This is a genomic window from Paenibacillus vietnamensis, assembly GCF_020169515.1.
GTDB lineage: Bacteria > Bacillota > Bacilli > Paenibacillales > Paenibacillaceae > Pristimantibacillus > Pristimantibacillus vietnamensis.
In genome coordinates this window covers 62,519-83,555 of record NZ_JAHMHW010000016.1, presented here as the reverse complement: position 1 = coordinate 83,555, position 21,037 = coordinate 62,519, and the positions used below count along the sequence as shown (strand labels likewise).

Genomic DNA, 21,037 nt, shown 5'->3' with positions numbered 1-21,037 from the left:
GTTTTTATCAAAATTCACCCTAAAACTTTACCATAAAAAGGGGAGTATTTCAAAACCGCTGTATTCGGTCCAGGCCTGAACTGTGTACTGGCGTTTAATCCTGCAGATGAATGTGACACTGGACGGTTGCTGTGACCATACGCAGGTGATTGCAGATGACCTGTTTCCGAGCGTCCCCAATTGTTGGGGGAAATTCGTGATCGACTGAACCTGAAGCTGACCGGGACCAAACCTTTCGGCTCTGGCACCGTGATGCTCCGCTACACACCTGTTCGTTGACTGCTTGGTGATAACCGCGGCTTGGCACTGCCACACGTATAATACGAGCACAAGATGCAGCCGGCAAACATTTGTCGGCTGCATCGTTTATATGGTTCCAACGAGACCAAGGCCTGCTTGTTCTGCCAATCCAGATGGTGTGCTTAAATAATGCTCGGTTTAGTCGATGTAACCGGCCAAGCCCTTGTCCATCAAATAGTCCATTTCGGCTTCCAAAATCGATTCAACGGCCAGCTCATTCGATTTCACGTCGGGGCGGCTCAAAATATAATCCACCAGCTCGTCGCCATCGATGTCGACCTCTCCGTTTTTGTCTTCCTTTGCATTGTTAATAAATGCCTGCTCGTGCTTCAGCACTAGCTTGATCAGCTTCTCGTCCGCATCCGTTTCATCGGCTATATACGCGATAAGCTCCCGCTCATTGATTTGCTCGCTCATAATTTGTCATCTCCTAATCGTAATCTTCGTCTCATTGTATCATAAGGCATGCAGAGCGCATAATCTGGATGTGACTAATGTAACATAACCTAACATAAAACGAGTTTTTTTCACAAAAAATTATTATATCAACTTTTTCACTTAATTTTGTGTTAGGTATATTGACATAGAGCCAAAAGGAACTTATAGTAATTCCATAAGCAATGCGCCACAATGGGGTGACGCATCCTGGCAACGAGGCCGATCAGCGGAAGACGCATATTTGCGTTTCTGTTCGTCGGCCTTTTTATGTGCAGTGACGTTGAGATTACCGGAAGCTAGGGGGAGTACACAGAAACAGCAGAAGCAGTGGAGAGATAAGTTTTACCGCAAGAAAGCCCGGAGCATCGCGGTTTCACGATGCCGGGATGTGAAGGTTCGACAATTAAAGGAGGCAGAAAAAATGGATGCAAAAGGATTCCGCAAGGCAGGTCACTTCCCTAGTTTATTGTCAGCTTTTCTCTATTTCGATGTAAGCTTTATGATTTGGGTGTTTTGCGGAGCGTTATCGCTCTACATTACGAAGGATTTCGGACTAACGGATGCGCAGAAAGCGACCATGGTCGCCATTCCGATCCTCGGCGGTTCTATCTTCCGGATTCCGATGGGCATTCTGGCCGACCGGATAGGAAGTAAGAAGGCCGGCTTAATCGGGATGCTGCTTACGATCATCCCTCTCACTTGGGGCTGGCTCGGCGGCACGACCTACCTTGAAATGAGATCGATCGGATTTTTGCTCGGTATCGCGGGCGCAAGCTTTGCCGTTGCGCTGTCGCTTGCCAGCCGCTGGTATCCGCCCCAATATCAAGGCCTTGCAATGGGCATTGCCGGCGCAGGCAACAGCGGTACCGCACTGGCCACCTTCTTCGGTCCGCAGCTGGCGGAAGCATACGGATGGCATAACGTTTTCGGACTCGCACTCATTCCTTTGGTTATTATCATTGTTATCTTTGCCATTTTGGCGAAGGACGCCCCGAACGCTCCGGCGCCTAAGACATTAGCGGATTACCTCAGCGTATTTAAATATGCGGAAACCTGGTGGTTCTCCATTTTCTATTCCATTACATTCGGCGGCTTTGTCGGCTTTGCGAGCTATTTCAGCATTTTCTTCTACGACGTCTACGGTGATGCGACGAATGCAGGCGGCTTGACCAAAGTTCAAGTCGGCTATCTGGTTACCTTGACTGTTATCGCGGGCAGCTTCCTGCGTCCGGTAGGCGGATGGATTGCGGATCGAATCGGCGGCATGCGTTTCCTGGTCATCCTGTTCAGCGTCATTTCCATCTGCGCGTTCCTGGTTGCCACAATGCCAAGCTCTTTCCTTGTCATGCTTTTCTATACAAGTCTCATGATGGCCTGTCTCGGCATGGGCAACGGCTCGGTGTTCCAAATCGTTCCGCAGCGCTTCTCCAAGGAAATCGGAGTCGTTACCGGTATCGTCGGCGCCGCCGGCGGTCTCGGAGGATTCCTGCTTCCTAAGTACATTCTTGGCCCGTTAAAAGAATCGACCGGCTCGCACGTTACCGGATTCCTGGTTGTCGGCGCGATCGTACTGGTCGGAACACTCGTTTTCTATGCCGTATCGCGCTCCTGGAGAAAGTCCTGGGCGACGGCGGAATCCGGCGTTAACTTCTAAGCCTGATTCCGTCCATGTGGTAACGGTCATAAATGCTTCTTAGAAGGATAAGGCAGTAAGTGTCGGCGGTTAACGGACAGTGGTTTGTTCAGGTCGGAATCAACGTTTACTTTTTTTAGAGACAGAGCTTTAAGGCGCTGTGATGACCGTTACAATGTGAAATTCGCACAATATGCTGTCTATGTATCATTTTGTCCATTAAAAGATAACGGGCTGTCTCCGGTCACTGTGTGACCTTTGAGACAGCCCATTGTTTCGTGAGGCCGTTTAAGGATTCTCTCGCTTGTACTCAAGCGCGGCGAGCAGCAGCGCAACGGCCTCCGCCCGCTTGGCCTCCGTTTGAGGAGCAAAGAGGCTGCCTCCTACTCCTTTGATCAAGCCGGCTTCCCAAGCTGCCGCTATATACGGCCGCGCCCATAGCGGAATGTCGCCAGCGTCCGCAAACGGGATATCTGCAGTCGGATCCAGCTCGATGCCCAGCGCCCGAACGAGAAAGACAGTCATTTCCGTTCTCGTTAGAGGGCTGTCAGGACGGAGCGTACCGTCCTCGTAGCCGGCGATCACTTCGTCCGCTGCCAGCTTGGCGAAAAAGCCGCGAGCCCAGGCCGGCACGTCACCGGCATCCGCAAAATCGAGTTCTTCGTCGGCCGCCTCAAGCTCCAGCGTTCTTCCGAGAATCGTCACGAATTCTGCGCGGGTCGCCGCTTCCTCCGGACGGAAGGTTCCGTCTCCGTAGCCGAAAACGATTCCCGCGAGGACCGCCTCTTCAATCAGCCTCGCAGCCCAGTGGCTACCCACATCCGAAAACTCTGCTTCGGGGGCAGGTTCCGGCGAAGGAGACGGCTCCGTCGGTGTTGGCGTTGCTGTTGGAGCCGGCGTCGATGTCGGTGTTGATGTCGGTGTTGATGTCGGTGTTGATGTCGGCGTTGGCGTTGGCGTCGGTGTCGAAGTTGGTGTTGGTGTCGTATTGCCTTGCAGGTCGGTAATCCGGCCCTCCGGCCCTATTTTGACCGTACCTACCGAGTCCAATTGCTCCCAGAATACTTCATAATCCACAATGTTCATTTCATGCTGGCGGCCATCGTCCTTCGCCGCTTTCATGGAGCGGTAGAAGTCGCCTCCGCCCGCCATAAAGGAATTCGTGGCTACGAAATAGTAACCGTCCGGATCGATTGCGCTGTAGGTGCCGTCTGCATTTTTAACCTCCACCTTGACGATCCGCTCTCCCGTTTGCGTAACATTGCCTGACGTATCCTGGATTTCCGGCTTTTTCGACGAGTCGTATACATACCGCATTCCCGATACATGAGGGAATCTGCCTTGGCCGGTTTCAACGCCGCTTACCCCATTTTCAAGCGCTAGAGTAATTTCCCGTCCCGTCATCCGCAGCGCGGTGAGATTGTTGCCAAACGGCATCATCGTCAGCAGCTCTCCAAGCGTAATGTCGCCATCCGCTTTGCCTTCCGCCGTCTTTGGGATCGAAGCGCGGATGCCGCCGCCGTTTTGGATCGCCACAAAACCTTTGATGCCCTCCATCGCCCGGAACTCGGGAATGCTCTTCACTTTAGCCAGCATGCCGTCGGTCATCAGGTTGCCGAGATTCGTTTCCTTCGAGCGGACATTGTTACGCTCTCCGTCCAGGAATACGTCCGTTCGGCCGATCACCTGCGCTTTAATGCCGGCAACGCCGTCATTATAAGGCGCAAGCATGGCAAGCGCTTCTTCGTCAGCCGCATATTTTGACGTATCCAGCAGCTCGCCGTCCCACCCTGTCAGCACGCCGTACTGATCAAACTCCAGGTCTGCGCGTCCGAGAAATTTGCCGTAATCCTCCGCCTGCACAATAATCGTCGGAACGCCGTCGTTCAAAATTTCGGCCGGTTCCGGCAGCTTGGTATGGCTGTGGCCGCCGACGATGACGTCAATGCCTTCCACTTCGCCGGCCAGAGTGCGGTCGAACTCATATCCTAGATGCGTCACAGCGATGATTTTGTTAACTCCCGCCTCAGTCAGCTCGGCGACAGCCGTCTCCGCTTCTTCGAGGTAGTTTCCGAATGAGACATTCTCTCCAGGCGATGACAGAAACTTCGTATCCTCGGTCGTCAAGCCGAAGATGCCGACCTTTTCTCCGCCAACCTCGAGGACGATCGTTTCGTGAATTTTGCCGTCTGCGGGCGGCCCGTCTTCCATCTGCTCGGCAACCAAGCCGCTCAGCGCAGGCTCCTTACTGAAATCGATGTTCGCGCTGACGAACGGGAATTTTGCAGCTTTGACGAAATCCGCCAGCACGCCCGGACCTTTATCGAACTCGTGATTGCCGAAAGTCATCGCGTCAAAGCCGATTGCATTCATGAACGCGAGATCCGCCTGACCCAAATATTTATTGAAGTACAGTGTGCCCGAGAAGACGTCGCCGGCATCGAGCAAAATGCTGTTCTCCTCTTCCGCTCGAACCTCCTTGATCGCGGTTATGCGCTGAGCTACATTCTCGAGGTGGGCATGCGTATCGTTCACATGCATCAGCGTCATGGAGAACGGCGGCGCTTTTTTACCCGCCAGATCAAGCTGCGCCACTAACGGATCGTGGTCGCTGACCCGTCCCTGCTCCGCACTGAAATCGGCGTTAATATGAACGATATCAAACTTGGAAAATTGCGCCAGCTTCTTGTCTGCCAGAATATGATCCAGCGTCTGGGAAACGCCTTGATAGATATAAGAATAACGCTCGTTAACCGGCAGCGTATCCACAAGATTTGTCAAGCTGCTGCCCTTCGTCAGCTCCAGCGTTTTCGAGAACGGAAAGTCGTTCAGATCGCCTAGCACAACAACGTTCGCATCCTCATTTTGCTCGAAAATAGACTGTACGAAGCCGTTTACGACACCCGCGATTTGATGACGCTGCACCTCGCTGCCAAGCGTCTCCGGAAGCGGCTGTACCGAGCCGAACGGAGCTTCGTCTCCGCCCTTGGAGTTGAAATGGCCGGCAATGACGACAAGCCTTTCGCCTTCGAATTCGAACTCCGCGGCAAGCGGCTTGCGGGAATCTTTGAACGCTTCATTCTGCGGATCGATCCGTCCCGGATTATGCGACAGCCCGTCCGATTCATATTGGACCGCCGTAGTCGCTGTCCCTTTTCCGGCCGCTTTCTCAACCAGACTGACGCGAGCCTCGTTATACAGGTACCCTACGCGGATATTGCCTCCGGCTTCTCCGCCGTCTTTATTGTTTTCCGGAGCAATGTCCGTGTAGCTGTATTCCGGGCCTCCGTTCGCTGTAATGGCGGCTATCAAGGCCGAATAACTCCCGGATGCGTCCGTTACGCCGCTGTTCGCCGCTCCGTCGTTGTCCTGAACCTCCACCAGCGCTACAATGTCGGGACTATGCAGATGTTCGACTATCGCTTTCGCGATATTGTTTTTGCGGGCCTGTTCGGCGCCGCTTGGGTTGTTCCAGAAGTTTTCGATATTAAAAGTTGCGACCGTAAGCTTGTCCTCATCCGGCTCCAGAGAGGAGATCTCCCTTTGGCCATCGCCGTTTTCTACAGCAGGCAAGCTGTCCGGGAGGATCTTGTAGTTACTGTAATCATAGGACATCACGCCGATTACGGGGGCCGTGAACCGGTCTCCGGTCTTCACCTGCTGCGAAGGCTCTTTAGCAATCAGGATCCGCTGAGCAGGATATCCATCACCCGTCAGGATAATGCCTCCTGCAGGCGTCTTCGCCTCCTCATCAAGCAAAGCGCCGCCCGGTGCGACCGGAACTTCATAACTGAACGGGCCGACGATTTGCGCATCGTTTACCTGCACCCGCATCCCTTCAAGGCTTTCATAAAAATCAAGTGCGTCCTCGTCCGGATCGAAAGCCGACATGCCGTCGTTATCGATAACGTTTGCCGGCGCAATGCGTTGTTCCCCGATGATAACCGGCTGCGGAAGCGCTTGGCCGCTCGAGGCCACGGTGACGGAAGAAGCGGCGATTTGCGTCGTCGTCAAATCCTTGGCATCCGCATAACCATCTTCCTTCACCTCCTGGACGGTGCCCGTTACCGTAACCCGGTCTCCCGGGCTCACGGCTGCAGCCGCCTTCGGCTCCACCAGAATGGCTTCCGATGTGGCGTCGTTATCGTCCCAATCCGCCTCGGCCGCCTGCATGTACCATTTGCCGTCGCTGCGCTTTGCCGTTACGATTCCCTCTATGGCCGTTACGGCATGGCCTTCATATGGAGAGATATGCGCCGCTGCCTGGATTTCGTAGATTTTTAGCCCGTTATAGGATTGCTGAAGCTTGTAGCTGAAGGTGAACGTTTCGCTGACCTGCCCGTCCGCCGCTGCGATCGCTTTGATGACGGTGTCTTCGGTTATGGCAATCGGTGCCGTATAAGCGTACATTTCCGCGGCGGAAGGTTCGGTTCCATCCGTCGTAAAATAAATGCTTCCGCCTGCGGCCGGTGTGCTCAAAGTAACCTCTGCGCCGGGCTGCAGCAAACCTTCAGGCGTCGGATCGGCCTTTACGGACAATACCTTCTCCGCAATGTCGAATGCAGAACGCGGAACGATCATATAACGTCCGAAGGCATAGGTCACAACGCCGCTGATCCGCTCATACGTCTTGCCCGTCTCGAGAAGCGGCGATTTGATGACGAAGCTTCCTGCAGCGTCCGTCACGTTAAACTCGCTATACTGATTACCCGCCCCTGCCGTCACTTGGCTGACGGATACAAGCTCGGCTTCGACATTTTCTCCAACGTCCGTGCTTTGAATCGGCTGCGGCTCAGGCACACCTGCATTCGCCAGCTTAATCGTAACCCCGCCTGAGCCGACTAGAAGCTGTGCGAGATCGAAATACGGCTGCACCGTTCCGGCTGCAGATATGATATCGCCAGCCTCGGCTGTAAGGCCCGCCCCCCTTACAACAATGCCTGCCGTGTCGTCCTGAACGTACAAATTCACCTGCCCGCCTGCCGCTTCTTTATAAGTAACCTTCCCTTCAATGAGAGCGGCCGTGCCGCCGGCAAGAACTCTGGCTTCGGCGATCGGCAGCCTTTCGCTGACTGCGCCCCCGAACGCGGAATTGCGCGGCGACGGAACGCCCGTCGTAAAATCGGAGCCGTTATCGTCCGTATCCAGCCCGCGGTCCGTTAAAGTCAACGACTTGCGGATCGCAGCCGTCACATTGGTTAATGCGGTGCCCGTTGGACCGGCGCCTTCATACGCAGATGCAGCACCGTACCCTACCATGTCAATCGTCGTTTGATTTCCGTCAACAAGCCTAACCTTGCCGCTTGCCCCTCCCATGCTGAAGAGGCCGATCGCATCAGGCTGAGGCAGCTCCGGTGCAGTCGTATCGTTTCCTGCAGCCTGCCCGGTCAAATAATAGTCGCCGGCGCCGATCGTACCGGACAACGCCATCACGTTGTTTCCGCTTTCCGGCCAATCACCGTCCGCGGAAGCATACATCAGCTTAAGACCGTTTAGCGAAATATCCTGAGCCGTCGGATTATAAAGCTCGATAAAATCCTGCCTGAATGAAGCCCCCGTCCCGTTTCCACCGGCCCCGTACACCTGCGAAATGACCAGATGATCGTTCGCCGGTGATGCGTGAACGGCAACGCCGATCCCTTGCAGCACTCCGCTAACGGCCAATAAAGCTGCCAGCAGTGTTCCAAGCTGCCTACGTAGAAAGCCCTTTCGTCTTTGCAGAAAGCCATTTTGCCTCTCTAATCGTCCTATCCCATACTCCATCCAAGCCTCTCTCCTCTCTCATCTTCAAGAAAGTAAGTGCGACCAACAACGCTTGCTTCTAATAGAGTAGTAAAAAAATGTAATCCGTCTATCAATCCGAAGTAAAAATCTGGTAAATAGGGGTGTAAATAAGAACGCATGCAAAAACAAAAAAATCCCCCCTTCATGAGCATGCGCGCCATCCGGTAACCGGATGGTTCGCAGCTTTGAAGGTAGGGATTGGAACGATGAGACAGGCCATGGAACAGCTCAGTATGTCGTCCTGCTGCACATTCTGCAGCAGAGCGGAAAGCGAACCGACGTCGCTTGATTCCGCTGCACAAACTGCAGCAGAACAGCAGGCAAACTCGACGTCGCTTGATTCCGCTGCACAATCTGCAGCAGAACTTTAAGCAGCTAAAATGAGATCCAACCTGCTGTAGTTTCTGCAGCAGCCACCCAAGTTACTTAACCAATCACCACGCTCATGCCCCTTTCTGCAGCTGATACATTTTGAAATACCTGCCGCCCAGCGCCATCAGCGATTCATGCGTGCCCCGCTCGACGATCTCCCCGCGGTGGAGCACGAGAATCTGGTCGGCCTCGCGGATCGTGGACAGCCGGTGCGCGATGACGAGCGTCGTCCGCCCTTCGCTGACGACCCGCAGCGCCTGTTGGATCAGCCCTTCCGTCTCGCTGTCCACACTCGCCGTCGCCTCGTCCAGTATAAGAATCGCCGGGTTGAACGCCAGCGCCCGTGCGAACGAAATGAGCTGGCGCTGGCCCGAGGACAGCGTGCTGCCCCTCTCGATAACCGGCTCGTCATAGCCGCCGGGGAGCTGCTCGACGAACGGGGCCGCCCCTACCTCCTTAAGCGCCTGCTTCACCTTGTCGAGCGTAATCTCCTTGTTGTACAAACTGACATTCGATTTAATGTCGCCTGCAAACAAATACGGATCCTGCAGCACGATCCCCATATGCTTTCGCAGCGCCTGCTTGGATAAGGACGTCACATCGCGCCCGTCTATCGTAATGAGGCCTTCGTCCGCTTCGTAGAAGCCGAGCAGCAGATTCATGATCGAGCTTTTGCCCGAGCCGGTGTGGCCTACGAGCGCCACGGTTTCCCCGCGCCTTGCCTCGAATGAGATCCCCTTCAGGACAGGGTCGCCCTCCTTGTACGAGAAGGTGACGTTATCGAACGTCACGACGCCCTCCGGCCGCGGCACCCCTGCCGCATCCTCCACCTCCCGGCCTTCCATATCCAAAATAGCAAATACCTTTTCCGCGGACACAAAAGCCCTCTGAGCGTTCGTCAGCTGGTCAAAAATGCCGATAATCGGGTGGAAAATGCGCCCCAAATAATCGATGAACGCATAAAAGACGCCGAATAATATCGCATCCTGCAGCGACGCCCTGCCGAAGTACCAGATCACCAGCGCCGTCACAAGGCTGCCGATCGTCCCGACGATATTGCGGGAGGACAGCGAGAATACCCGGAACTGCTTGATCTGATGCACATAGCGGTCCACGTTCAATGTCTCGAATTCATCGATCGTCACCTTCTCGCGCCGAAACGCCTGTATAATCGGCATCACCGAAATCGATTCATTGATCATCGCATTCATATCGCTTAAGCGGGCCCGCATAACCGCGATGTATCCCTTCGAATATTTCAAGTGGACGTACATGATCAGCGCGAACAGCGGCGGCAGCAGCAGACAGAGCAGGGCAAGACGCACATCGAGCAGGAACAGCGCCGTAAAAATGCCGATCAGCTGCACGAAGCTGACCACGAACGTCGCCATAAAGCTCATGAACAGATCCCGCACCGCCTCCGTATCATTGGCGATCCGCGAAACGATTTGGCCGATCGGCGTGTTATCGAAATAACGGAGTGGAATCCGTTGGATATGCCGCATCAGATCCATACGCATGTTTTTGATAATTTGCAGCGCGGTCGATTGCAGCAGGTACGATTGTGTAAAATTGCCGATTCCCGCTAGCACCAGCAGGCCGATATACAACGCCAGCAGCCGCAATACCGGAGCAAGCTCCCCCGCGCCCGCATCCAAATGCTTATCGATAATCGTCTTGATGATGAAAGGCCCGCCGAGCTCCGCGCCGACCGCGCAGCAAAGCACGAGCAGCGCCCCGATAATCCTGTATTTGTAGACGAGGGCATATGCAAGCAGCCTCCCCGCCGTTGATTGCTTTTGCACCAGTGGCTCCTCCTTATTCGTCCAAGCTCGCTTCCATCTGCTGACGCTCCCATTGTGTCTTGTACCATCCGCCAAAAAGCATCAGCTCGTCATGAGTGCCTTCCTCGACCACTCTGCCTTCATGAAGCACAAGAATCCAATCCGCATGACTGACGGCGGAAAGACGGTGTGTCGAGATCAAGGTTGTCTTCCCTGCACGTTCCTGACGGATGTTGTGCAGGATGCGGCTTTCCGTACGCGCATCGACGGCGGACAAGGAATCGTCCAGCAGCAAAATTTCCGAATCCAGAAGCAGCGCCCTCGCAATGGCCAGCCGCTGCTTCTGGCCGCCCGAAAGCATGACGCCGTTCTCGCCGACAACCGTATTCAGGCCTTCGGGCATTTGGGCGATATCCTCGGCGAAGGAAGCCATCCGCACCGCGCGGTCGATTTCGTCCCGGGAGGCGTCCGGCTTGCCCAAGGCGATATTATCCCGGATCGTCTTGGACAGCAGCAAATGCTCCTGCGGCACGTAAGCGACCCATCGCTTGATTTGATCGATGGAGATGCGCTCGATCGGCACGCCGGCAATGAGCACCCGGTTATCCTCCAACTTATACTGGCGTAGCAGCTGCTTCAGCAGCGTGCTCTTGCCGCTTCCCGTTTTGCCGACGACGCCGAGTGTCTGCCCCCGCTCCAGCCGGAACGATACGCCGGCGAGACTCGGCTGGGAGGCGATCGGATATGTGAACGACAGACCGTTCATCTCGATGCTCGCCGGCACCTCCACCTCCACCGGCTTGTCCGGCTCGGTCAACTCCGGCTTCTGCGACCACGCCTCTTCGAGCCGATCCGCCGAAGCGCTGCCGCGCTGCAGCACGTTAATAAATTCCCCGAACGAAATCATCGGCCAGATCAGCATGCCCAAATAAATATTGAAGGAGATCAGCTGCCCAAGCGATATTTCGTCCCGAAACACCAGGAAGGAGCCGTAGCCGATCCCGATCGTATAGCTGACGCCTACAATAATCGATATCGTAGGCTGGAATAAAGCGTTCAAAATCGATACGCGCTTGTTCTTGTGCATAACCTCCGAGGTAACCCGGTCGAACGCCGCCAAATCGTCCCGCTCCTGCACATAGGACCGGATGACCCGGATGCCGGAAATCGACTCCAGCGCGTGATCGTTCATTTTGCCGAAGGAGGCCTGGGCGTCCAGAAAGCGCGTGCGGACCCTTTGACCGAGCTTGCTGATAACAACCGCCAGCAGCGGCAGCGGAATCAGAGCCGCCAGCATCAGCTTGTAGCTAACCAGCGACACCATCATCACGACGACGACCGAGGCTCCGACCAGCGTGTTCACGAGCGTCATGACGCCGTAGCCCGCCGTTTGGCCGATCGCAAGAATGTCGTTGGTAGCAAGCGCCATCAATTGGCCCGTGCTGTTGCGCTGGAAAAAAGCAGGCGTCATCCTCGTCAGCTGCTCCAGCAGCCGTCCTCTCAGCACCTTCTCGATCAGGGCGGAATTGCCGAACAGCGTCGTGATCCATACATAAACCATGACATAGAGCAGCAGCGCCAACCCGACGAGAATGAGCACCGTCTCCGTCAAGCCGGCTTCCGTCATCTGCCCGTCCTTGATGCGGTCCACCGTTTTGCCTATCAAATTCGGCGGAATCGTCGACAGCAGGCTGACCAGAGCCATGACTCCGATGGCAAGCGCGTAGCTGCCCCATCTGTCTTTAAAAAACCATTTTAAACGCCTGACGAATGACAAAACTCTCCCCTTCTTCCTCCTGGCAAAAACGCCAGCCTGATCACGGACAGTTATCCGCTACTTGTTTAAGTATAGGATATCTTGGGTGCGGTTGCACGTCCGGATCTGACGGGTCTAAAACTATTAATCCGATCATATGATATTAATATAAAAGCGCTTACAAAAGAAGGAGTTGATCGCATGTTCAACCCTGAAGAATGGACCAAGCTGTTCACGACGATCCAAGGCAAATCCAAGATTATTTACGTCAACGAACATACGGGCCTGTCTAAGCTGCGAGCCACTTTTACGAGAGAGCAGCAATTGGCGCTGGACCGCAAAGGAGCCGATACCGGCGGTCCTCTCATGCAGAACAAAGGCGAATAATCCAATAGAGTTGCGGGCAGGCAGTCCTTATTCGGGTCACCCCGGGGGCTGCCTTTATTTGCGTTAAGCGGATTTGCAACAAAAATTGCCGGAGGTAACGAACCCAGGAAGTCATTATTTGTTCCATATTGTACAATTTTGATTTCTTACGAACTGAGATCATGTTATCGCTCGAAAATAAGCGATTAACTTCCATTTTACCCCCAATAACGGTAATAGAGTTCGTCAGAGGTGAACCTCCCGCGACCTGAAGAGGTCGGGGCTTCTGAACAGCGAAGAATAGCCGGCCGCCAGTTGCTCGAGTGAGCAAGCTGCAATATGCAGGGGTACCGTTTTCCTCGTCGATTCAGCAACACGCTAAGAGACCGCGGCCCGGTTCAGGGCTTCTACTACTTCCTGCTTCGGCTACCCTAGGCCGTCCGTAGATACTTTTGCTCGGTAATGACCGGCACGACCGTGCGAATGTCACCGTACAGCCGCCGGGAGAGAATCCCGCAGCTGCCATGCACATCCCGGTGCCTGCTATACCCGCAGCGGCAGCGATAGATTCTGCCGGAAGGTTTATGCTTCCGGTTGCAGACAGGACATGTCTGCGTACTGCCGTGTTCCTCCTGCTTCCGAATCTGAATGCCTTTTGCCTCCAGCTTGTAGGCCAAGTAAGCGTACTGTTTGCCGAAGGTCCACTGGCTCATACGCTGATTATGCTTCCGGGAACGCACGCGTTTTCCGTTCTTGCGACGTTTTCGGCCGGAACGATTGCGCTGGACGCCTTCGACATCGCCCACCGCGACCTCTTTCACCTGGTGCTCCAAGCACCAGTCCACAAAGGCGCGCGTCGTCTTGTGCAGGGCATCCCGAATTTGGCGTTCGCTCCTCGAAAGCACGAACTGGAGCGCCCGACGGTACTTCTTCCATTGGCGGCTGCCTTTTTTGCACCTTGCCAAATGGCGATACAGTTCCTTCATTTTCAAGTTCCGAAGACGCTTGATGCTGCGCAGCTTTCGTCCGGTGATGATCACCGCATGCCCATCTTCCGTGACGGCTGTTATTGCGTGAACTTCACCGGGATCGACGGCGGCCAGCTGATTCCCGCTTGCCGGCTCGGCGGGGACGCCATCGTCATAGGTAATGACAAGTTGTAACCCACGATCATAGATGAGTTCGATTTCCTTTACCGTACCCACCGGCATGCGGGCGATGGAAACGACAATCGGCTTCTGTCGCTTCCCTTGATGAAGGCCCAGGCTGAGATGAATCTTCCCGTTCTCATGCAAAGTAAAGCCCTGAGCCGCCCACTTCGTCGAAAAATGTTTTTTCTGCTTGTACGGGTAGCGGATGTGGTCGAAGCCTTTCCGTTTTGCTCTTTTGGCACTCTCCCTGGCCTGCAAATATTTATGACAGACCGCCTGAATGCTCTGACTATGCAGCGAATAGTTTCTTTTTGTAGCTTTTTGAAGCAGGGTCTGATCGATCCACTTGCCGTGTTCCTGATGATAGGCGCGCGCTATCCCCAGGCTGTCGTTCCAAACGTCTGCCGAAATACGATTGCACGCAAACAAGCGATCTACATCCGCCTTGCTGGTGCTAAAGGTCGTTTTGTGTACCCGTATCAACCGTTTCACCCACTTTCGATCATCGAATAGTTGGTACCCGAATCTATCGGATTTCCCCAAGAAGTTACAGACATTATACCAAACATATGTTCCTATTGGGAAGTGGTGAATGAAATTCCGTTGAACGTTTGATCAAAGCGGGCTGCGATTCATCTCGCCACCTGAAGAGGATGGGAGACTTCTCGCAGCAACTCGTTAAAAGGCAGGCCAAATCGCCCGGATAGAGACTATGAAGTTCGTTAACCACTAAGACAAACAGCAGCTTGGGAATACTCCCTATTTTATAAGGGCAACCTAAACGCATATGTAAGGGATGGGTAAGGTGGAGGGATATGGACGGAAATAGAGTGATGAAGCTGCCTTCAAAAAAAGAAGGCTTGTACAAGGGCTATTTTATTATTACGGGATACCATACCTTGGATGAAAGCTTTACGGTAGGCCTGAGCATGGACGATGAAGTCCAGCCGGTCGGAGCTTTTACGGGCGGAATGAGCCGGGAAGAGAAACAATCGTTGAAGGAAACGATCATGGCCAATCCTCTGCGGAACCGGCATCCTATGGTTTGGGTCAACCCCGGCATTTGCGTCGAATTGACGTTTGAATCGATGGAACAAGGCCGGCTTATGAATCCCTCCTTTCAAGCCTTCCGCTTCTCCATGGATTGGAGGGAGTGTACGTGGAATAAACTGATTGTCTTGAACGCATCCGATCCGCATCAGGTCAAACTTACGCACCCCGATAAAATCATATGGGAGCATCCCCGGATCGATAAAGAAGGCTTTGTTGCCTATCTCATACAAGTCTCGCCGTACATGCTGCCTTTTTTGCGTAAAAGGGTCCTGACGACGATACGTTATCCCCACGGCGTACCCGGAGAATCCTTCTACCAGAAGAATAGCCCGGATTATGCACCGGATTTTATTAAAACGGCGGAATGGAACGGAAATATCGTATGTAATGATTTGTCCGCGCTGATCTGGCTGGGCAACCAGCTGGCCGTCGAATACCATATCCCTTTCCAGACGGTCGAGACGGAACTGCCCCTGGAAATCGTTATCGATCTGGACCCGCCGGGCAGGGAACGTTTCCCGCTTGCCGTGAAGGCGGCTTTGGAATTGAAGGCGGTGTTCGACAGCTTCGGCATCGTCAGCTTCCCTAAGCTGTCGGGCGGGAAAGGGCTGCAAATCCATATCCCGATTCCCGGGGACGCCTCCCTCACCTACGAAGACACAAGAATCTTGACGTCTTTTCTGGCCGACTATTTGGTGCAGAAGCATCCGGACGATTTTACGGTTGAACGATTGAAAAAAAACCGGGGCGAGAGGCTTTATGTCGACTACATTCAACATGCGGCAGGGAAAACGATCGTTTGCCCTTACTCCGCAAGGGGAAATGAAGAAGCGACGGTTGCCGCCCCGCTGTATTGGCATGAAGTAAACGGACAATTAACCGCCAAAACCTTCAACATTCCTTTTGTTCTGGACCGGCTTGCAGGCGGGGAATGTCCGATGCGTCATTTTTTCCAAACCGATAACCGCTCCTTGCTGACGGTCCTTTCGATGCTGAAAGAGAAGAAACGAAAGAAATGACAACCGTAAATTTTATTGCTGTTCTTAATTGAGAATGTGTTATGATGAAGGAACAAGCAAGCTGCAAAAGAAAGCCTAGAAAATTGCCGGCGAGGTGGGGTTATGGGCTGTGCCGTTAGCGTAATCGTCCCGATTTATAACGCGGAGAAATGGCTCTCCGGATGCATCGACAGCATATTGCGCCAGTCCTTTTCCGATTTTGAGCTGCTGCTCGTGAACGACGGATCGGCCGATAACAGCGGAGCCGTATGCGCGTTATATGCCGCAAGGGACCGGCGGGTCCGCGTGCTGCACCAGCCGAACGCCGGGGCGGGCAGCGCCAAAAATGCCGGCATCGACGCCGCAGCCGGCAAATACATCGCGTTTGTAGATGCGGATGACAGTATAGAGGAGTCGTTTCTGGAGAGGCTGCATGCCGCAGCCGAGGAGCATGAATGCGAGGCCGTGGTCGGAGGCTTCCGGACAAGGCCGGGCGGCAAAGCCGTCAGTCCGGGATTCGCGCGGCATCGGCTTTTAAGCGGACAGGATTTTATCTTGAGCTCGCCCGCCGTCCATTCCGGCAACGATTTGTGCTTCGTCTGGAGAAGCTTATACAAGCGCAGCCTCATCGTGCAATCCGGCATCCGGTTCCGCAAAGAGCTAACCGTCGGAGAAGATACGATTTTTAACCTTGAGCTTTACCTCGAATGCGAACGAATCTATGCGATTCCGGACGCGCTTTACAATTATAACGTGAACAATCCCGACAGCCTGATGAGCTCCGCTTACCTTCCCGGCCTCGAGGAGAATCTCCGTCTGCAATACCGGCTCAGAAAGTCCGTTTCCGAGGCATATGGCTTAATGCAGTCGAAGCGCTACCGGCGTGACATGGCCGAATATTACCTCAAAGCGATGCTTGGCATGCTGATCCGCAATCTCCGCAGCTCCCCCTGCGGCATCCGGAAAGCGGATTTGGACGCGATTCTGCGTTCCGACATGATTGCGTACAGCGCAAGGGAGCTTGGCTTCGCCTACCCCTGCGGAAGCTTGAAGGAGTATTTGTATTTTCTGGCCGTCAAATTCAAGCTGACGAATGTCCTGTACGACAAGGAGCTCAAGCTCAGTACTTCGCAGCCCCCCGCCGGCTACCCGGCCATACCCGAATAAGGCGCAGAGCAAAAGGCTGCCGCCCTCCTATGGAGAGCAACAGCCTCTTTCCGGTTAGTCGGCCGCATCCGCAGCCACCGTTATTTTACCGTTTTCTTCCCGCACTTCAAGGAAAATCGGGCGCTCATCAGGCGTTCGGTTCGGCGTATGGATCGTCAGCAGCAGCCGCCCGTCAAACGTGCGGAACACCATGCCGTGTCCCCCGTCGTTCTGGTACAGCGCCTTCTCCTCGTGCACCCATGGGCCCAGCACCCCGCCCGACACGGATTTCGCCAAGCCCAGCGCATACTGATTGCGGATAAATCCCGCCCATAGCATGTACAGCTCGCCGGCGCCGCCGCGGAACAAATAAGGACCGTCCGTCACATAATTGTCCTGGCCGGGATAACGCTCGGCGATGAACGGAGTCGTCCAAGGCGCCTCCGAAGCGCGGAACAGCACGGCCGGCTCGCCGACCGCCCGCTTCAAATCCGCGCTCAGCCTTACCGCACACACTTCGCCGTCCGCGACCTGCTGCCACTCGTGACAGAACACCATCCACGGCTGTCCTTCCCCGTCCACATGCAGGCTGCCGTCGAGCGAGCTCCAATCCGCCGGAGTGACGGGACCGTCGCTGTGCAGCTTGAACGGGCCGAACGGGTTATCTCCGACCAGCACAGCTGTCCCCAGAAGGCTGTTGTCCTTGCGCCTGAACGTCGCGAACATGTAGAAGGCGCCCTGGTAGTTATATACCTCCGGAGCCCAAAAGTTCGTATCGGAGAAAAAATCGTCCCCCGGACGAAACACGGGATGCGGCCCGTCCCATTGCTCGAGATCTTCGCTTACGTAAGCGTCGAAGCCCGTCCCTTTTCCCCAAATATTCGCATCGGTGCTGCCGAACAGATAATACTTCCCCTCCGCCTCGATCGGAAGCACAAACGGATCTCGGATCTGAATATCGCGTGTCGCTTTCATTTTCGTAACCCCTTTCCTTGCTCAGCTGTATGCCGGATAAACGATGCCGATATCGTGCACCTGCACGAAGCCGCCATCCTCGTAACGCAGCAGCTCGTTGCCCTTCACCGAAAACGCCAGCTCCCTGCCTTCGTAACGCAGCGTACCGGAAACGGTACGAACGCTCATGCCGACGATACCGGACAAACGTCCCTTGCGGTCCGTGATGACGCGGATACCGCTAGGAAACCTCAGTTTTTCCGCACCGTCCCGGTAAACCGCCGATTCCTCCCGCGTGTTCACAAGCTCGAACCGGATCCCGTCCACCGTCCGGGCATATGCGGTATCCCCGGCAGGCCTTTCCCCATGATCCATCGCATACGGAAGCAGGCCCGTGAACCAGAGCGTGCCCTCCGGCGTCGGCAAAATGCCGCACATGCGCTCCACGAAATCAAGCACGGCCAATATGGCGGGAGAATAAGTTTCGGTGTAGCCCTCTTCACCCGTCCACGGGCTGAGCGCCTGTGAGAATCGCGTCATATTCGCCATGGCCGACAGCAGCGGAACCATCACCCACGTCAGCTCCACGTAGCGGTGATGCTTCTCGAAGGCATGCGCCGTACGGATGATGCTCAGGAAATTGGTCGCCCCGCCCCAGCTGTTATACGTGGAGAACGGATCGAACCGCGGGTCGTCCATCGCCAGCGAAGTAAACGGATATTTGGCAAAAAACTTTCTCGTATTCAGCAAATAACGCTTCAGCATCGTATCGAAAAACGGGCGGTCGCCGACCTCGCACGCCATCACGCGAAGCAGCACATCCGACTGTACGCGGACGAGCTGCTCATTGCGGTCACGGTCATAGAAGAAATGATCCTCCTCGTCGAAGCAGTACCGGTACAGGCTTTCAAGAGACTTCTCCGCTTTCTCTCTCCAGCCGTCCGCTGAAAGCCCGAGTTCCTCCGCCATTGCGGCAAGATACATCCGCTGGCAATAGACGTTTGCCGTCAAATCGGGCGCCAGAAACGGCAGCACCGGCGAGTCCGGGTGATACTTTGCGGCATCGTCCAAATGCGGCGTATCCGGCACATGCCAAAACCGCGGCGACAGGTCGTGCCCGGTATCGAACGTGCTGAAAGCCTCGACGCAGCCCGTTCCGCGGGTGTCGCGGAAGGCGGCCAGCCAGCCGTCATACCGCACCATCGCCTCGTACATCGGTTGCAAAAACGCCTTGCTGCGGCCGTGCAGGCAGTAATGGTTCCAGACGCTTCGCGCCAGCGGCGTTACGAGCTGGATTTGCCGGTATGCCGGCCCGTGCTCCGTCACCTTGTACGGCAGCAGGCCGTCCTCGCGCTGGTAGCGGGCGAAGGAGCGGAACGTCGATTCCGATACGGACGGTACGAAGCGGGAAAGCAGCTCCGCGTTGATCGTGCCCGTGCTCTCCAGCCAGCAGCCCAAGTACACGCCGCCTTCGTGCAAGATCGGCTCCGGGTTTTCCCCCGTCGGCACGATGCAGTCGAGCAGCCTGCGCATCGCCTCCCAATAAACGCTTTCGAGCTTGCCGGCCGACGATACAAACTTGACGCCGGACTGCTCCCAATCGCTCATCACGGCCTCGTCGGATGCTTTTTTTCCTTCCCCGAACGGCTGTCCGGCCGATACGGCCCTCAGCTTGTCCAGCAATGCTTCACTCATAAGTTCTACCTCGCTTTCTATAAAAAAAGTATAAGTCCAGCGTTGTGTGCCCCGCCGACAGAAACAGGCTGCCCTGCGGCAGCCTGTCCGTTAAGCGAAAGCGGCTGTCTCCGCCATCCGGCGTCAAGTCCGCCGAACGGCTTATTGGTTGCTTTCGAATATGGTGAGCGTTCCGTTATAGAAATCTTTAACCGCCTGCTCGACCTTTTTGCGGCCGAAGCCGATCTCCTGAACGGTCGTCTCCGCCAGCTTGGAAAATTCCGCGAAGCCCGGAGGGTTGTAGCTGACCGAGAACGGCTCCGTTTTGGTCGCTTCGGATACGCGGCTCGTATAATCGTAGACGATTTTGTCCACGTCGCTTGCTTCCCCTTCGAGCAGGGCGCGGTTTTTGGACGTCACCGGCACGCCGCGGTCATTGCCCAATATTTTTGCAGCCTCCGAATCGTTAATGAAGAAGTTGATCAGCATCGCGACTTCCTTCGGATGCTTCGTCTTCGCATAACCCGACAAGCCTTGGCTCGATTCGAACACGACGCCCGTCCCCTTCGGACCGCGCGGCAGCTGAACCATCGTCAGCGGATCCTCCGTCAGGCTTTGATGAGCGGCAAGCTGATTCGAAGGAATTAGGCTCATCGCGACTTTGCCGGTAACGATCAGCGATTTGCTCGGGTCGCCCGGCGGATTCGAAACGGCAAGCTCCGGCGTAACGACGCCGCCCGATGCGGTTGTGCTCTCCCAATATTTGAACCACTTCAGCGCATCAGCTTCCTGGAAGCCCGGCTTGCCTTCTTCCATGTTATAAAGCTGCGCTCCGTTCTGCTTCAATGCGATATCCATGCCGTCTACCGTAAAATTGTACGTGCCGTACACGCCTTTGCCGAGCTTCCCGGACAGCTCCTTGCTAATCCGCGCGTAATCGTCCCAGTTCCAGCCGTCTTGAGGCACCGGAATGCCGGCCTGCTCGAACAGCTTCGTATTGACGACGATGCCCCTCGCGTTAGCGCCGGCCGATACGTGAAGCAGTTTACCGCCGAGCGTACCGTACTTCACCATCGTCTCGTCCATGTCCGACAAATCCAGCTCCTTGCCGACGTACGGATCAAGCTCAAGCAATACTCCCTTATTCGCGTAATCTACGACGTTGCCGCCGAGGAAGAAAATATCGGCCGCCGTCCCCGAAGCCAGCTGGGTGTTCAGCTTATCGAAATAACCCGTAGCCGGAGCGAACTCGCCCATAACCTTAATGTTCGGATATTTTTTGGTAAACAGCTCCAGCACCTGATTCGTCCGGTCGGCGCGCTTCTGGTCGCCCCACCACATGACGCGCAGCTCGACCTGCTCCGAAGAGGTGTTGTCTCCCTCATTCTCCCCAGTGCTGCCCGTTCCGCCGTTCGTGCCGCCCGTTCCCGGGGCACCGGTACCGGTGCCGCCCGAGCAAGCCGTCGCGACGAGCATCAATGCCGCCAGCAATATAACCAACATACGTTTTTTCATGCTTCTTTCCCCCAATTCCCTTAATGTGTTGCGCTTACATGGCCATCTTACTTGAAAGCCGGATCGTGTAACATTTCATTCCTTCGGCAGTTCGATATCAATTTTTTCGGATC

At 55.1% G+C, this 21,037-nt stretch carries 12 protein-coding genes; 4 read left to right on the top strand and 8 right to left on the bottom strand.

Annotation, left to right across the window (positions count from 1 at the left end; genetic code table 11):
• Positions 1-438: 438 nt before the first annotated feature.
• Positions 439-717: a hypothetical protein gene (locus KP806_RS22190; protein ID WP_224725940.1), complete on the bottom strand. Its 279-nt coding sequence runs from the start codon at positions 715-717 to the stop codon at positions 439-441.
• Positions 718-1,159: 442 nt separating this feature from the next.
• Between KP806_RS22190 and KP806_RS22185 the strand changes: the two genes are divergently transcribed.
• Positions 1,160-2,392 (top strand): nitrate/nitrite transporter, encoded by a 1,233-nt coding sequence (locus KP806_RS22185; RefSeq protein ID WP_224725939.1) that lies wholly within the window; start codon positions 1,160-1,162, stop codon positions 2,390-2,392.
• Positions 2,393-2,659: 267 nt separating this feature from the next.
• Here the strand turns inward: KP806_RS22185 and KP806_RS22180 are convergent, their stop codons facing one another.
• The 3 genes from KP806_RS22180 to KP806_RS22170 all read right to left on the bottom strand — a co-directional run bounded on the left by KP806_RS22180 (position 2,660) and on the right by KP806_RS22170 (position 12,088).
• A complete protein-coding gene (locus KP806_RS22180) occupies positions 2,660-8,134 on the bottom strand; it encodes a 5'-nucleotidase C-terminal domain-containing protein (protein WP_224725938.1) in 5,475 nt (1,824 codons plus the stop codon).
• Positions 8,135-8,598: 464 nt separating this feature from the next.
• Positions 8,599-10,332, bottom strand: coding sequence for an ABC transporter ATP-binding protein (locus KP806_RS22175; RefSeq protein WP_224725937.1), 1,734 nt, complete (start codon positions 10,330-10,332; stop codon positions 8,599-8,601).
• 13 nt (positions 10,333-10,345) lie between these two features.
• Entirely contained in the window at positions 10,346-12,088 is a 1,743-nt protein-coding gene (locus tag KP806_RS22170; RefSeq protein WP_224725936.1) for an ABC transporter ATP-binding protein, read from the bottom strand.
• Between the two features lie 180 nt (positions 12,089-12,268).
• On the opposite strand from KP806_RS22170, the gene KP806_RS22165 reads away from it, so the two are divergent.
• The gene (locus KP806_RS22165; RefSeq protein WP_224725935.1) at positions 12,269-12,454 is read left to right on the top strand and encodes a hypothetical protein; all 186 of its coding nucleotides are present in this window, start codon (positions 12,269-12,271) and stop codon (positions 12,452-12,454) included.
• Positions 12,455-12,864: 410 nt separating this feature from the next.
• Here the strand turns inward: KP806_RS22165 and KP806_RS22160 are convergent, their stop codons facing one another.
• Entirely contained in the window at positions 12,865-14,013 is a 1,149-nt protein-coding gene (locus KP806_RS22160) for an RNA-guided endonuclease InsQ/TnpB family protein (RefSeq protein ID WP_224725934.1), read from the bottom strand.
• Between the two features lie 386 nt (positions 14,014-14,399).
• Here KP806_RS22160 and ligD point away from each other — a divergent pair, with 386 nt between their 5' ends.
• Together ligD and KP806_RS22150 are read left to right on the top strand one after the other, a co-directional pair.
• Positions 14,400-15,656 carry a DNA ligase D gene (ligD, locus tag KP806_RS22155; protein WP_224725933.1) on the top strand — a complete coding sequence of 419 codons (1,257 nt, stop codon included), beginning with the start codon at positions 14,400-14,402 and terminating at the stop codon, positions 15,654-15,656.
• A gap of 102 nt (positions 15,657-15,758) precedes the next feature.
• Positions 15,759-16,802, top strand: coding sequence for a glycosyltransferase (locus KP806_RS22150; RefSeq protein WP_224725932.1), 1,044 nt, complete (start codon positions 15,759-15,761; stop codon positions 16,800-16,802).
• Positions 16,803-16,856: 54 nt separating this feature from the next.
• Here KP806_RS22150 and KP806_RS22145 read toward each other — a convergent pair whose 3' ends face one another.
• The 3 genes from KP806_RS22145 to KP806_RS22135 form a co-directional block, all read right to left on the bottom strand.
• A complete protein-coding gene (locus tag KP806_RS22145; RefSeq protein ID WP_224725931.1) occupies positions 16,857-17,756 on the bottom strand; it encodes a glycoside hydrolase family 43 protein in 900 nt (299 codons plus the stop codon).
• Positions 17,757-17,777: 21 nt separating this feature from the next.
• Complete coding sequence (locus KP806_RS22140; protein WP_224725930.1) at positions 17,778-19,430, bottom strand: MGH1-like glycoside hydrolase domain-containing protein; 1,653 nt, start codon at positions 19,428-19,430, stop codon at positions 17,778-17,780.
• 141 nt (positions 19,431-19,571) lie between these two features.
• Positions 19,572-20,924: an ABC transporter substrate-binding protein gene (locus KP806_RS22135; RefSeq protein ID WP_224725929.1), complete on the bottom strand. Its 1,353-nt coding sequence runs from the start codon at positions 20,922-20,924 to the stop codon at positions 19,572-19,574.
• Positions 20,925-21,037 lie beyond the last annotated feature (113 nt).

What these genes read in the sequence shown, in the direction of transcription:
- KP806_RS22190 (WP_224725940.1), bottom strand. Translation starts at nt 717, where the DNA reads ATGAGCGAGCAAATCAATGAGCGGGAGCTTATCGCGTATATAGCCGAT.
- KP806_RS22185 (WP_224725939.1), top strand. Translation starts at nt 1,160, where the DNA reads ATGGATGCAAAAGGATTCCGCAAGGCAGGTCACTTCCCTAGTTTATTG.
- KP806_RS22180 (WP_224725938.1), bottom strand. Translation starts at nt 8,134, where the DNA reads ATGGAGTATGGGATAGGACGATTAGAGAGGCAAAATGGCTTTCTGCAA.
- KP806_RS22165 (WP_224725935.1), top strand. Translation starts at nt 12,269, where the DNA reads ATGTTCAACCCTGAAGAATGGACCAAGCTGTTCACGACGATCCAAGGC.
- ligD (WP_224725933.1), top strand. Translation starts at nt 14,400, where the DNA reads ATGGACGGAAATAGAGTGATGAAGCTGCCTTCAAAAAAAGAAGGCTTG.
- KP806_RS22150 (WP_224725932.1), top strand. Translation starts at nt 15,759, where the DNA reads ATGGGCTGTGCCGTTAGCGTAATCGTCCCGATTTATAACGCGGAGAAA.
- KP806_RS22145 (WP_224725931.1), bottom strand. Translation starts at nt 17,756, where the DNA reads ATGAAAGCGACACGCGATATTCAGATCCGAGATCCGTTTGTGCTTCCG.
- KP806_RS22140 (WP_224725930.1), bottom strand. Translation starts at nt 19,430, where the DNA reads ATGAGTGAAGCATTGCTGGACAAGCTGAGGGCCGTATCGGCCGGACAG.
- KP806_RS22135 (WP_224725929.1), bottom strand. Translation starts at nt 20,924, where the DNA reads ATGAAAAAACGTATGTTGGTTATATTGCTGGCGGCATTGATGCTCGTC.